The organism is Aquibacillus saliphilus (assembly GCF_020404745.1).
In the GTDB taxonomy this organism is placed as follows: domain Bacteria; phylum Bacillota; class Bacilli; order Bacillales; family Amphibacillaceae; genus Aquibacillus; species Aquibacillus saliphilus.
Genome location: NZ_JAIZAP010000008.1, coordinates 75,695 through 89,425, shown reverse-complemented (window position 1 = coordinate 89,425; position 13,731 = coordinate 75,695). Strand labels below are relative to the sequence as shown.

Below are 13,731 nucleotides of genomic sequence, written 5' to 3'. Positions count from 1 at the left end.
ACTCACTAATACTACATACGAATTAAATTGAATTTTGTTTCAAATATAATGACAAAATTCAAGGTTGTTCTATTTTGCACTTCGAATTATTGTGAAGGCAGCAAAACACAAAATCTGGTACCCTTATTTACTTCGCTTTCAACGTGGATAGTACCATGGTGTGCTTCAACAATATGTTTTACAATCGCAAGGCCTAAACCCGTTCCTCCTGTATTTCTACTTCTGGCTTTATCTACACGGTAAAATCGTTCAAAAATCCTATTTTTTGCTTCTTCCGGAATACCGATTCCTGTATCACTAACTGTAATTTTAACAAAACCATCAACTAGGTGAATATTTAATCTTACTTCTCCACTACTTGGCGTATAGTTAATAGCATTATTAAGTAAATTCATAAAAACCTGTTTTAAACGTTCAGGATCGACATACATTTCAATCGTATTATCAATGGTTGCGCTGAAACTTATATTTTTTTGTTCAGCTTGATGTTTAACAATAGGTAAAATTGTATTAAATAATGAAGAAACGCCTATTACTTTAAGGTTTAGCTTTAACTCATCCTGTTCAAGCTTTGAAAGCTCTAGTAAATCATGTACAAGTGCTTGTAGCCTTTCACTTTCAGTTAAAATAATTGTTATGAATTGCTTTCTTAGTTCCTTTTCTTCCATCGCGCCATCAAGTAATGTTTCGGCAAAACCACGTATGGAAGTTACTGGTGTTTTTAACTCATGCGATACGTTGGCTACAAAGTCTTTTCTTGTTTGTTCTAATCGCTTCAGTCCTGTGATATCATGAAAAACAAGCACTGCACCTTTCAATGCTTTTTTTTCATTGAAGATAGGAGCACCAACAACCTCAATATATCTTTTTTCAATCTCCATTGAGATAGTGAAAGAATTTTTAACCTTCTCTTCATATAAAAAAGCCTCTTGGACTGCTTTATGAATATTCTCCTGCTCTAAAACATCATAGTATAAAAAACCAATATAATCGCTTACTTTTCTTCCAAATATCGCCGAAAATTTTCTGTTAACTAGGTGAACAAATCCTCTTTCATCGATTAACATAAGCCCACTTTCCATGTTGTCTATCACTGTTTCTAACTGATTTCCTTGTATTTTTTCTTGGATTGTCATTTCTTGTAAGCTTCTAGCTAGCACGTTAACAGTATTACTAAGTTTACCAGCTTCTCCGTATTGACTTACGTATGTCCTAGCTTTGTAATTTCCTTTTACCAATTGTTCAGCAACTAGTGACGCTGAACGAACTGGTTTAATATATTTTTCAAAAATATTATAAATGATTACAAAGAAAATAATTAGACCACCAAGAAATGTTAAAATCGCAATTGTTCTTTCACTTCCAGATAATAGCGGGATGATAATTCTACCCATTGAAAATATTACAGCAACTACTATAATGCTATATGTAAGAAATAATCTAGAATTAGACGCTTTCATCAAGATGGATCCTCCATCTTATAACCTAAGCCTCTGATTGTTTTAATGTACACAGGATGTTTTGTATCCGGTTCGATTTTTTCTCTTAAGTGGCTAACGTGCACATCAACAATTCGTGTATCGCCAACGAAATCATAGTTCCATACTGCGCTTAGTAATTGATCTCTTGAAAGGACTTTGCCTTTATGTTTACCCAAATACATTAATAATTCGAATTCTTTCCTAGTAAACGATAATACCTCTTCTTTAATCGTCGCTTCATATTGTTCTGGATATATAAACAAATCTGCTATTTGAATAAATGGTTTATCCTCAGTATTCGGTCTATTATTTGTTCTTCTTAAAATCGCCTTAATTCTTGCAACAACTTCTTTCGGGCTAAAAGGTTTCGTTAGATAATCATCTGCCCCTATTTCTAATCCTAATACTTTGTCAAACTCATCATCTTTTGCTGTTAACATAAGAATGGGTGTTTCTATTTTCTTTTGACGCAACCTCTTACAAACTTCTGTTCCTTCAAGTTCAGGCAACATTAAATCTAGTATAATTAAGTCAAAGGATTCTTCAGTTGCTTTATGTAATGCTTCTAAGCCATTATAAGCCACATCTGTTTTAAAACCTGCTCGTTCAATATTAAACTTCAATAAAGTAACAATAGATTCTTCGTCATCAACAATTAATACTTTTTGATTCATTTAAACCCACCTCATTTTATGTACTCTGTTCATCATACAATGTCGTGGTGTTTATGTGAACACGACTGTACAATAAACTATTGTAAAATTTTCTTTACAAAGATAGGGTGATTATTTAAAAGTTATTTAATGTATTCGTTGTAATAGATTCAAGTTCAAATGGTGGTGAAACAATTAAAGAACCGATTATAACCTCTTTTTCATCCTGGTTCGTACCAATTACAGATAAATTAACTTGATGCTTTTCATAATCAATAGCGGTAATTTCTATCTGAAAATCTACAAGATCATAATGATATACAGATTCCGGAAAACTCATTTGATGTTGAACAATATGACTACCTGGTCCAGGTAAATGCATTGAGACAACCGACGACACCATCCCAAATAGCATTACTGAAGGTACTAAAGGTCGTTTATAAGGGGTTTGAGACGCATAATCATGTTGAATGTAGAGTGGATTTGCATCATTTGTCAATCCTAAATATAACAAAAGATCCTTATCTTCTATTTTTTGAGAAACTTGATAGGATTCCCCTATCTTCAATTGGTTTATTTTTTTTCCAATTTTACGTTTTTTCCCAAGCATATTTTATCGCCTCGCTAGTTTAATATGATTAGTCTTTAATTTTCATTAGTAAAAAACCCCTGTCACTCTAGACCATGACAAGGGTTTAATTACAAACATTCTACTACTTGATTATTTCAAAACTTGCAGAACATTTTTAACTGATTCAGCTGACTTATCTAGTGCAGCTTTTTCATCAGTTGTTAAGTCCAACTCAATAATCTCTTCTAGTCCGTTTCCTCCAATAATCGTCGGAACACCCAGGTAAATATCAGAATAACCGTATTCACCTTCTAGAAAAGTAATACTAGGAAGAACTCTTCGCTGGTCTTTAAGAATTGCCTCTGCCATTACAGTTAAAGAAGCAGCTGGGGCATAGTAGGCACTACCATTTCCTAAGAGGCCAACAATTTCTCCTCCACCTTTTCTTGTCCGCTCAACAATTGCTTCTAGACGATCCTTAGAAATTAGCTTTTCTAGTGGAATACCACCCGCATATGAATAGCGAATCAGCGGTACCATATCATCACCATGTCCACCGAGAACAAATCCAGTTATATCTTTAACTGAAAGGTTAAGTTCCTGAGCGACAAAAGTGCGGAACCTCGCCGAATCAAGTACACCTGATTGTCCGATAACACGATTTTTTGGAAAACCTGATTCCTTAAAAACTGTGTATGTCATTGCATCAACTGGGTTTGTTAATACAAGGATAATCGTCTCTGGCGAATACCTAACTATTTCTTTCGTAACACTTTTCATTATTTTAGCATTAGTGTTAACTAAATCGTCGCGACTCATACCAGGCTTACGTGCAATACCAGCTGTAATAATTACAAGGTCGGATCCTTTAGTATCTTCATAATTTGATGTACCAGTGATAGTAGCATCAAAACCTTGAACAGGACTTGCCTCAAGCATATCTAAAGCCTTACCCTTTGTGGGATCTTCCATGTCAGGAATATCAACTAATACAACATCAGCTAGTTCTTTTTGAGCAACCATTAGAGCTGTTGTAGCACCAGTAAATCCTCCTCCAATAACAGAAATTTTCTTCCTGTTTATAGCCATAGTATAACGATCATCTCCTTAGCCCATATTTTTGATTAGTTCATCTCCAAATTCTGATGTCTTTACTTCTGTTGCACCTTCCATCATCCGAGCAAAGTCGTAAGTTACAACTTTAGATCCGATTGTTTTATTCATTGAGTTTGTAATAAGATCAGCAGCTTCTCTCCACTCTAAATGCTCTAACATTAATACAGCAGATAGAATTATGGATGAAGGATTCACTTTATCGAGACCCGCATATTTTGGAGCAGTACCATGAGTTGCTTCAAAGATAGCATGACCTGTTTCATAGTTGATATTAGCTCCTGGAGCAATCCCAATTCCACCAACTTGAGCAGCTAATGCGTCAGAAATATAATCTCCATTTAAGTTCATTGTAGCTACAACATCAAATTCACGCGGACGTGTAAGAATCTGTTGCAAGAAAATATCCGCAATAGAGTCTTTCACTATAATTTTACCTGCTTTTTCAGCAGCTTCTTGTGCTTTATCTGCAGCTTCTCTACCTTTTTCTTCTACGATTTTATCATATTCGCCCCAAGTAAAGACTTTATCTCCATACTCTTGTTCAGCTAGCTCATAGCCCCATGCTTTAAATGCACCTTCAGTAAATTTCATGATATTTCCTTTGTGTACAAGTGTTACGCTCTTACGTCCCTCATTGATTGCATAATCAATAGCTGAACGAACAAGGCGTTTTGTACCTTCTTCAGAAATTGGTTTAACACCAATACCTGACGTTTCAGGAAACCGAATGTTATGTACTCCCATCTCATTTTGAAGAAAATCAATCACTTTTTTAGCCTCAGGAGATCCTTGTTGCCATTCAATACCTGCATAAATGTCTTCGGTATTTTCACGAAAGATTACCATGTCAGTATCTTCTGGGCGTTTCACAGGTGATGGAACTCCAGCAAAATAACGAACAGGACGTAAACAAGTAAATAAATCTAATTCTTGTCGCAATGCCACGTTTAATGATCTTATTCCTCCACCGATAGGCGTAGTTAATGGACCTTTAATTGCTACTTTATATTCGCGAATTGTATCTAACGTTTCATCGGGAAGCCACTCTCCTGAACGATCGTAGGATTTTTGACCTGCATAAACTTCTTTCCACTCGATTGACTTCTCACCATTGTAGGCTTTCTCTACAGCAGCCTCAATCACTCTTCTTGCCGATGCCCAAATGTCTGCCCCAGTACCGTCACCTTCAATGAACGGAATTATTGGTCGATTTGGAACATTAATAACCCCTTTTTCAACAGTAATTTTTTCAGCTTGTACCATAATTTATTCCTCCTAATATTGTTCACTTCTATTTAAATAGTATCATATAACCATTGAACCTTCACAGGTCAAGGTAAACTAATCACTAAAATATATATCATACTTAGATTTGATTACCAACGTAATTAGTAATTATTATCTGTTTTCAATCGGTGTATATGATTCAACTTTTGGACCTACATATTCAGCACGAGGACGAATCAAACGATTGTTATCATATTGTTCTAAAATATGTGCTAACCAACCAGAAAAACGACTTACTGCAAATATAGGTGTGAATAAGTCATGTTTAATACCCAGACTATGATATACGGACGCAGAATAAAAATCTACGTTAGCTGGCAATCCTTTTTCTTCTTTAATGTAATCTTCAATTTTAATTGACATTTCATACCATTTTGATTGACCTGATAACTCAGTCAACTCTTTAGACATTTTTTTCAAATGTTTCGCACGAGGATCACCTGTACGATAAACACGGTGGCCCATTCCCATTATCTTTTCTTTATTATCCATTTTTTGCTTAATATAAGGAATTGCATTATCAACTTCACCAATTTCGGTAAGCATTTCCATCACTCGCTCATTGGCACCGCCATGTAGTGGTCCTTTTAGAGCACCAATCGCTGCTGTTATGCCTGAATAAACATCAGATAGCGTGGCCACACATACTCTAGCAGTAAACGTTGAAGCATTTAATTCATGGTCTGCATGTAGGATAAGGGCTTTATTAATTGCTTCTACCTCTAGGTCGTTTGGTATTTCTCCATTAAGCATATACAAGAAATTAGCTGCATAACTGAGATCCTTATTAGGCGACACAGGATCTTTTCCATCACGGATACGTGAAAATGCTGTTACTAATGTAGAAATTTTCGCCTGTAAACGGATAGCCTTTCGGAAATTCGCACCAGACTCCATCACGTCAGCCTCTGAATCATATAGACCTAGTAATGATACAGCAGTTCTAAGCGCAGCCATTGGATGAACAGAACTAAGCTCATAGGATCTAAAATGATCTATCAATGCGCTTGGGATTTCCATATTCGAGATTAATTCATTTTTAAATTCATTCAATTCGTCTGACTTCGGAAGTCTCTTGTTCCATAAAAGGAAAACAACTTCCTCGAAGCTAGAATTTTCAGCAAGATCATCAATTCTATAACCAACATAAGTTAATTGGTCATCGATGATAGAACTAATAGATGATTCTGTTGCAATTACCCCTTCTAGTCCCTTAGTGGTCGACATTATATCCCTCTCCTTTTCTCTTTAACCAATTTGCTCCATTCTTCACATGAATTGTCCCATTAGATAAGAATAAAACATCAAAAAATGCACAGCAAACAATATATAAGTCAAAAACATAATTTACACTTAAAAATTCAATGCCTATGCTTTTGAACATCCCCACAGTAATTATAAACAATTATGAATTATTTGTGAAATGAAACCGATTAAATTTTAGTGAGAATTTAATATTATTTGAAACTCTTTCATATAAATAACTAGCAATCGTTTCTATAAGACAAAAAAATCTACAGCTTTCATAACCATATAGGCTATACCTGCACCAATTAATGGTCCAACAGCAACTCCTTGGAAAAACACTACAGCTAATATAGTTCCCATTACTAATGCAGTTGTTAAATGTGGATCATTAGCAAGTAAATCTAAACCATTTTTTGCAATTATGGCAACGAAAATCCCTGCACCTAAAGCAATCCATGCATAATAGGATTTAACACTGCTTAATAACTCTTTAAAGCCTATTTCACCAGTTGCTATCGGTACTAGCACCGCAATTGTGATAATCGTTACTCCCCAACTTATTCCTTTAGCTTCAAATATCGGAAATAAGCGCTGATCTAATTTAAATAGTTGTAATCCAACCAAAACATAGACAGCTATCATAATTGACTGGTTTTTTCCAATATAACCCAGTAAAAATAGAATAAGAAGAAATAATGTTGACTGATTAACCATAATAATCCTCCAAGAACCACAAATGAGTCTATAAACCATTTTAATAGTAACACAAATACGTACGGAAATAAAAATTTAAAAAGGAGTTGCTTCATGCCTTTAACCTATTTATACCGAATAATTCGGTTCTTTATTGTTTTATTAGTAATTAGTATTTCTCTATTATTTTTATATTATGGTGCCAAATACATGTATCCTTTTATCATTGCACTTATTTTTGCATTTTTCATGAATCCACTAGTTAATTTTTTAGAGACAAGGACCAACGTACCAAGACCTCTAGCAGTGCTAATAGCTATTTTATTTATTTTAGCTATAATCTCAGGTTGTATTACTTTTTTAGTATTTGAATTTGTAAACGGAACAACGTACTTAGCAGAACATATTCCTGAAAATTTCGAACTCTTGATTATCTTTTTTCACAGTTTTATAACACATCAAATAATTCCAATATATCAAAAGCTTGCATCATTAATGAATACTTTGGACCCCTCCCAACAAGCTGCAATTATAGATAATATTCAAAAGTTCGGTGAGGAGATAGCGGCATCCGGGGCAAGTATTATTCGGCTTTTTTTACAAAAAATACCAACTACATTAGGAAACTTGCCAAATTACCTATCGGTACTAGTCTTTTCGTTATTAGGTACCTTTTTTATTAGCAAAGATTGGTACAAGTTAGGTGATCTTGTTAAAAAAATAACTCCTAACTCACTTACTGAACCAGGTGGTGATGTCTTCAAAGGACTTAAAAAAGCTCTTTTTGGCTTTATAAAAGCTCAGCTTACTTTAATTTCTATTACTGCATTAATCGTTTTTGTTGGCTTAATTATTTTAAGAGTTGACTATGCAATAACAATTGCTCTTATCACCGGTTTAATTGATTTATTACCATATTTAGGTACAGGGTTAGTTTTTATCCCCTGGATACTTTATATGTTCTTCAGTGGGAATTACTTTCTTACAATTGGATTAACTCTTTTATACATTACTGTTGTTGTACAAAGACAATTAATGGAACCCAAAGTACTATCATCAAACATTGGACTACATCCACTTGCAACACTTGTTGCACTTTTTGTAGGTTTTCAAGTATGGGGATTTCTAGGTCTAATTTTCGGACCTGTTATTTTAGTTATAATCAACACACTTTATCAAACAGGGGTTATTGATGAAGTCTGGGATTACATTTTAGGGAAAGAAATCATTTGAATACAGTCAATTAAAAAAGAACTGATTGTTAACAACCAGTTCTTTTTTATCATCTATTATTGAAGAGTCTTTAGTATTAACAATTGATTTGTTTATCTGCGAAAAAAAGTAATTGATCCATTATTCATCATTTTTTTCAACATTCCTTGCATCCAGATTTTAATTGGCCTTCTTGATTGTGGCAATAATAATAGAAAACCAATTGCATCAGTAATAAAGCCTGGTGTTAACAGGACAGCAGCTCCAATTAAAATACAAATCCCATCGAAAATTTCTTCGTGAGGTGGGAGACCATAAGAGATTGATTCTCTTGCTTTATTAATTGTTTCTAATCCTTGAAGTTTAGCAAGCCAAGCACCTAAGATACCTGTTAAGATAATTAAAAATATTACCCACCAAGGTCCTATGTACCCACCTGCCCATACCAGTACACCGATTTCTAAAGCAGGTACAATTAACACAAACAAAAAAATCCACCTGAACATTTGCACCACTCCCTATTTGGCCCTAGGTTGAATATTTCATTATAATAAAATGAGAAGGGAGCCCCTTCTCATTTTATTTTCATTCTAATTATAGCACGCTCGCGTGCCCAGCATAAATGTCACCTTTGCTTGCATCAATAGTAATATCCTTACTATCTTCAATAAAGTCAACTGCTTTATCTACTCCAACAATAACCGGAATACCAAGGCTAAGTCCGACTACCGCTGCATGTGAAGTTAAGCCAGCTTCTTCGGTAATAATTCCACTTGCCTTTTCAATTGCAGGCATCATATCTTTATCAGTTCCATAAGTAACAAGAATATCGCCTTCTTGTATCTTACTTAAGGCTTCTTTAGCATTTTTTGCAATGATCGCTCGACCATAAGAACTCCCCTTACCGACACCTTGTCCTTTAGCTAACACGTCACCAATAATATGGACCTTCATCAAGTTAGTTGTTCCACTTTCTCCAACTGGTACACCTGCAGTAATAATAACTCGGTCTCCACGTTTGAAGTAATTTGTAGCTAATCCTCTTTCAATCGCAACATCTAATACATCATCTGTGCTATGCGCCATTTTACCAATAATTGTTTCAACACCCCAAACAAGAGATAACTTTCGGCTAACTCTTTCATCAAAAGTTACTGCAATGATTGGTGCTTTTGGTCGATACTTTGAAATCATTCTTGCCGTATGACCACTTACCGTTGGCGTCAAAATTGCATTTACTTCTAGATTCATTGCTGAGTGATTAACAGACTGGCTAATTGCATCAGTAATTGTTATATCACTTGATTTAGAGCGGAGATCTAATATTGCTTTATGATCAAGTGCTGTCTCAGCTTTAGTAGCAATATTACTCATTGTTTGAACGGCTTCTACAGGATAGTCACCTGCAGCGGTTTCTCCTGAAAGCATAATTGCATCCGAACCATCAAAAATAGCATTAGCAACATCTGATGCTTCGGCGCGTGTTGGTCTTGGATTACGTTGCATAGAATCTAGCATTTGGGTAGCGGTTATAACTGGCTTGCCTGCTGTGTTACATTTACGAATCATATCTTTTTGTACTAGTGGCACATCCTCAGGTGGAATCTCTACACCTAAGTCTCCTCTAGCAACCATTAATCCGTCACTTACCTGTAAAATACTATCTAAATTATCGACACCTTCACGGTTTTCAATCTTAGGAATAACGTGGATATGTGTTGCATTATTTTCTTCAAGTAATCCTCTAATATCTAATACATCCGATGAACGACGAACAAATGAAGCGGCAATAAAATCCACCCCTTGTTCAATACCAAACTTAATATCACTAGCATCTTTATCTGTGATACCCGGTAGTTTTACACTAACATTCGGTACATTTACTCCTTTTTTATTTTTAAGAAGGCCTGAGTTTAACGCTTTTGTTTTTAATTCATTTTTATCTTCAAGAATTTCTAATACTTCAAGTTCGATTAAACCATCATCTAACAATAACTTAGAACCTACATGTACATCCTCAATTAATTGAGGATAAGTAACTGAGATTCGCTCGGCAGAACCTTCAATTTCATTCATAGACACATGTACAATGTTTCCTTTTGTTAGTTGAGCCTGTCCACCTTTTAATGTTCCAGTTCTAATTTCAGGTCCTTTTGTATCTAATAAAATAGCAACAGTTTTTCCAGTTCGCTTTGATGCTTCGCGAATGTTTTTTATCCGCTGTCCATGCTCATCAAAATCTCCATGGGAGAAATTCAATCTAGCTACGTTCATTCCAGCTTCAATTAATTTCTCTAATTTCTCAACTGTCTCAGATGCGGGTCCTATTGTACATACAATTTTTGTCCTTCTCATTTTCAGTTTCCTCCTTCAAATCTATAACAAAAAATTACATTATTATATAGATAACTCATTAGATAATCTATACATATCCATATTAATTTCATGTGAATGAGTTAAGATTTCTACAATATCGTGGTCAACTAATTCATTTTTTTGAATACCAACTACTCGCCCTGCTTTTCCTTCTAACAAAAGATCTACAGCTTTAGCACCCAACCTACTAGCTAGTACCCGGTCAAATCCAGTTGGAGATCCACCGCGTTGAATATGACCTAAAATAGTTACTCTCGTCTCCATTTTGGTTGCTTCCTCGATACGATGTCCGTAATCAAATCCACTTCCTACGCCTTCTGCTAATATAATGATACTATGTTTTTTCCCTCGTTCTTGACCCCTTACTAATTTATCTACCACTGATTTAAAATCGTCTGGTTTTTCAGGAATTAATATACTTTCTGCACCATCAGCAAGCCCAGCCCATAAAGCAAGGTCACCTGCATTTCGTCCCATAACTTCTACAACATATGTACGCTCATGTGATGTAGCTGTATCTCTAATCTTATCAATGGCATCAATTATAGTATTCAGTGCAGTGTCAAAACCTATCGTAAAATCTGTCCCTGGTATATCGTTGTCAATTGTTCCTGGAACTCCGATACATGGATAACCTTTTTTAGTTAACTTTTCGGCGCCGCGAAAAGAACCATCACCACCAATTACAATAAGTCCTTCGATTCCAAACTTTTTTAATTGTTTAATGGCAGCTTGTTGACCTTCTTCTGTCTTGAATTCCTCTGAACGGGCAGAATATAGAATTGTACCACCACGTTGAATAATGTCACCGACAGAACCTAGTTCCATTTTCTTTATGTTCCCTTCCATCAGACCCTGATACCCATTATAAATACCGAAGACTTCCATATCATGAAAGATAGATTTTCTGACTACTGCTCTAACAGCTGCATTCATTCCGGGAGCATCTCCACCACTTGTTAAAACTCCAATTTTTTTCATTTTAAACATCACCTCTATTTAATAAATTTCCCCAATTCACGACAAAACTAAACAAGTATTGAACACTAATAGATTATACATGAAAGAAATAAGAAACTCATCCCTAAATATTACAATTTTATTTCAAATTGTTTTTTACAGAAGATACCCTTGCCAATAGATAATTGGCAAGGGCAAAAGTGAACAGAAATACGAGGAAGATTGTTAGATGTCTGTTAGTTCATTAATATCACCAATTTGTTTATACTTTTCCCATCTTCTCTCAAGTAATTCTTCTTTATTTAAAGCTACTAATTGGTCAAGTGATTTTTTAATTATCTTATCTATTGATTTCGCCTGCGCAGCGACATCCCTATGTGCCCCGCCTCGCGGCTCAGAGATTATTTCCTCAATTACACCTAATTCTTTTAAATCAAAGGAAGTAATTTTTAAAGATTCAGCTGCCTTTTGAGCTTCCCCCGAGTCTTTCCATAACAATGCTGCAGCCCCTTCAGGAGATATAACAGAATAGGTCGAGTTTTCTAGCATATGAATATGGTCACCCACACCTAGTGCAAGAGCCCCTCCACTTCCACCTTCTCCGATGACAACACAAATAATCGGAACTGACAATCCTGCCATTTCCATTAAATTTCTAGCAATTGCTTCACTTTGTCCCCGCTCCTCAGCAGCTTTCCCCGGATACGCACCCTTTGTATCAATAAAACAAATAATTGGTCTCTTAAATTTTTCAGCTTGTTTCATGTGACGTAGTGCTTTTCTGTATCCCTCTGGGTGTGGACTACCAAAGTTTCTTCTAATATTTTCTTTTGTATTCTTGCCTCGTTGATGACCAATAATTGTCACCGGTGAATCTTTATATTTACCAATTCCTGCTACAATTGCTTCATCATCGCCAAACAGGCGGTCTCCATGAAATTCTAAAAAATCAGTGAACAAATATTCGATGTAATCTAACGTTGTTGGTCGCTCAGAGTGTCTAGCGATTTGAACCCGGTCCCAAGGTTTAAGATTACCGTATATATCAGTTTCTAATTTCTCCAATCTACTCTCTAAAGTCGATATTTCACTAGTCAAATCGATATTACTATCTTTTGTTAAATCCTTTAATTCAGTTATCTTCTCTCTTAATTCAATCACGGGTTTTTCGAATTCTAGTACTTGTTTCATTTACTATCCCCCCCTGATTGATGGATATCCAGTAAGGTAACCAGTACATCCTTCATTTCATGTCTTGCGATCACTTTATCCAGTTGACCATGTTTCAGCTGAAACTCTGCTGTTTGGAAATCATCCGGTAATTTTTCTCTAATCGTTTGTTCAATAATCCTTCTACCCGCAAAGCCAATAAGTGCACCAGGTTCTGCAAAGTTATAATCACCTAATGATGCAAAACTAGCAGATACACCGCCGGTTGTTGGATTAGTCATAACGGAAATCATAAGACCACCAGAGTTATGAAATCGTTGAATAGCAACAGATGTTTTAGTCATTTGCATTAAACTAAGGACACCTTCTTGCATTCTTGCCCCACCAGAGGCAGTAAAGATGATAAAAGGTAGTGACTGCTCTCTAGCATTTTCTATTGCTCTCGCTATTTTTTCACCGACAACTGATCCCATACTCCCCATACGGAAGGAGGCATCCATCACAGCAATCACAGTTTCTTGTCCTTCAATTTTACCTTTTCCAGTTACAATAGCTTCGTTTAAACCTGTTTTTTTGCGATCTTTTTCTAACTTTGCCTCATAATCTGGGAATTGTAATGGATTATTAGAAATTAAATTTTTGTCCCATTCTAGGAACGTGCCTTCATCAACGAGACTATTGATTCGATCAAAAGCAGTCATTTGGTGATGATAGTCACAATTAGGACAAACATCTAAGTTTTTTTTCATTTCCTTACGATAAAATATTTTTCTGCAGCCGGTACATTTTTGCATTAACCCTTCAGGTACATCTTGTTTAGCTTCTTCTCTCGGGATAGATGCATATTTTTTCTTCTTAGTAAAAAAATCTTTAAGCAAGGGTTAGTTCCTCCTTTAACGAACACCTCTATAAACAATCATTTTACTAATAATTGATTGTTTGAAAGTTGTTAAAATGCTAATTT

At 35.3% G+C, this 13,731-nt stretch carries 13 protein-coding genes; 1 reads left to right on the top strand and 12 read right to left on the bottom strand.

Annotated features, from left to right (window positions below):
* Positions 1–86: 86 nt before the first annotated feature.
* The 7 genes from pnpS to LD272_RS09875 all read right to left on the bottom strand — a co-directional run bounded on the left by pnpS (position 87) and on the right by LD272_RS09875 (position 7,070).
* A complete protein-coding gene (pnpS, locus tag LD272_RS09905) occupies positions 87–1,460 on the bottom strand; it encodes a two-component system histidine kinase PnpS (RefSeq protein ID WP_226036551.1) in 1,374 nt (457 codons plus the stop codon).
* Complete coding sequence (locus LD272_RS09900) at positions 1,460–2,155, bottom strand: response regulator transcription factor (RefSeq protein WP_226036450.1); 696 nt, start codon at positions 2,153–2,155, stop codon at positions 1,460–1,462. The genes pnpS and LD272_RS09900 overlap by 1 nt, the downstream gene beginning before the upstream one ends.
* Before the next feature lie 115 nt (positions 2,156–2,270).
* Positions 2,271–2,744, bottom strand: coding sequence for a MaoC/PaaZ C-terminal domain-containing protein (locus LD272_RS09895; protein WP_226036449.1), 474 nt, complete (start codon positions 2,742–2,744; stop codon positions 2,271–2,273).
* A 111-nt stretch (positions 2,745–2,855) separates the two neighbouring features.
* Positions 2,856–3,794, bottom strand: coding sequence for a malate dehydrogenase (gene mdh / locus LD272_RS09890; RefSeq protein ID WP_226036448.1), 939 nt, complete (start codon positions 3,792–3,794; stop codon positions 2,856–2,858).
* 18 nt (positions 3,795–3,812) lie between these two features.
* Entirely contained in the window at positions 3,813–5,084 is a 1,272-nt protein-coding gene (icd, locus tag LD272_RS09885; RefSeq protein ID WP_226036447.1) for an NADP-dependent isocitrate dehydrogenase, read from the bottom strand.
* Between the two features lie 135 nt (positions 5,085–5,219).
* On the bottom strand, positions 5,220–6,335 hold the full coding sequence (citZ, locus tag LD272_RS09880; protein WP_226036446.1) for a citrate synthase: 1,116 nt from the start codon (positions 6,333–6,335) through the stop codon (positions 5,220–5,222).
* 270 nt (positions 6,336–6,605) lie between these two features.
* Positions 6,606–7,070 (bottom strand): DUF441 domain-containing protein, encoded by a 465-nt coding sequence (locus LD272_RS09875; RefSeq protein WP_226036445.1) that lies wholly within the window; start codon positions 7,068–7,070, stop codon positions 6,606–6,608.
* A gap of 93 nt (positions 7,071–7,163) precedes the next feature.
* Here LD272_RS09875 and ytvI point away from each other — a divergent pair, with 93 nt between their 5' ends.
* A complete protein-coding gene (ytvI, locus tag LD272_RS09870) occupies positions 7,164–8,282 on the top strand; it encodes a sporulation integral membrane protein YtvI (protein WP_226036444.1) in 1,119 nt (372 codons plus the stop codon).
* Positions 8,283–8,374: 92 nt separating this feature from the next.
* Here ytvI and LD272_RS09865 read toward each other — a convergent pair whose 3' ends face one another.
* The 5 genes from LD272_RS09865 to accD all read right to left on the bottom strand — a co-directional run bounded on the left by LD272_RS09865 (position 8,375) and on the right by accD (position 13,645).
* The gene (locus tag LD272_RS09865) at positions 8,375–8,767 is read right to left on the bottom strand and encodes an FxsA family protein (protein WP_226036443.1); all 393 of its coding nucleotides are present in this window, start codon (positions 8,765–8,767) and stop codon (positions 8,375–8,377) included.
* An 88-nt stretch (positions 8,768–8,855) separates the two neighbouring features.
* Complete coding sequence (pyk, locus tag LD272_RS09860) at positions 8,856–10,616, bottom strand: pyruvate kinase (RefSeq protein ID WP_226036442.1); 1,761 nt, start codon at positions 10,614–10,616, stop codon at positions 8,856–8,858.
* A 42-nt stretch (positions 10,617–10,658) separates the two neighbouring features.
* A complete protein-coding gene (gene pfkA / locus LD272_RS09855) occupies positions 10,659–11,618 on the bottom strand; it encodes a 6-phosphofructokinase (RefSeq protein ID WP_226036441.1) in 960 nt (319 codons plus the stop codon).
* 204 nt (positions 11,619–11,822) lie between these two features.
* Positions 11,823–12,788, bottom strand: a complete 966-nt coding sequence (accA, locus tag LD272_RS09850; protein WP_226036440.1) for an acetyl-CoA carboxylase carboxyl transferase subunit alpha — start codon at positions 12,786–12,788, stop codon at positions 11,823–11,825.
* On the bottom strand, positions 12,785–13,645 hold the full coding sequence (gene accD / locus LD272_RS09845; RefSeq protein WP_226036439.1) for an acetyl-CoA carboxylase, carboxyltransferase subunit beta: 861 nt from the start codon (positions 13,643–13,645) through the stop codon (positions 12,785–12,787). The genes accA and accD overlap by 4 nt, the downstream gene beginning before the upstream one ends.
* Positions 13,646–13,731: the final 86 nt, after the last annotated feature.

Excerpts from the sequence above, each read along its gene's own strand:
- LD272_RS09865 (WP_226036443.1), bottom strand. The coding sequence starts at position 8,767 with ATGTTCAGGTGGATTTTTTTGTTTGTGTTAATTGTACCTGCTTTAGAA.
- pyk (WP_226036442.1), bottom strand. The coding sequence starts at position 10,616 with ATGAGAAGGACAAAAATTGTATGTACAATAGGACCCGCATCTGAGACA.
- LD272_RS09875 (WP_226036445.1), bottom strand. The coding sequence starts at position 7,070 with ATGGTTAATCAGTCAACATTATTTCTTCTTATTCTATTTTTACTGGGT.
- LD272_RS09895 (WP_226036449.1), bottom strand. The coding sequence starts at position 2,744 with ATGCTTGGGAAAAAACGTAAAATTGGAAAAAAAATAAACCAATTGAAG.
- mdh (WP_226036448.1), bottom strand. The coding sequence starts at position 3,794 with ATGGCTATAAACAGGAAGAAAATTTCTGTTATTGGAGGAGGATTTACT.
- accA (WP_226036440.1), bottom strand. The coding sequence starts at position 12,788 with ATGAAACAAGTACTAGAATTCGAAAAACCCGTGATTGAATTAAGAGAG.
- pfkA (WP_226036441.1), bottom strand. The coding sequence starts at position 11,618 with ATGAAAAAAATTGGAGTTTTAACAAGTGGTGGAGATGCTCCCGGAATG.
- citZ (WP_226036446.1), bottom strand. The coding sequence starts at position 6,335 with ATGTCGACCACTAAGGGACTAGAAGGGGTAATTGCAACAGAATCATCT.
- icd (WP_226036447.1), bottom strand. The coding sequence starts at position 5,084 with ATGGTACAAGCTGAAAAAATTACTGTTGAAAAAGGGGTTATTAATGTT.
- ytvI (WP_226036444.1), top strand. The coding sequence starts at position 7,164 with ATGCCTTTAACCTATTTATACCGAATAATTCGGTTCTTTATTGTTTTA.
- LD272_RS09900 (WP_226036450.1), bottom strand. The coding sequence starts at position 2,155 with ATGAATCAAAAAGTATTAATTGTTGATGACGAAGAATCTATTGTTACT.
- pnpS (WP_226036551.1), bottom strand. The coding sequence starts at position 1,460 with ATGAAAGCGTCTAATTCTAGATTATTTCTTACATATAGCATTATAGTA.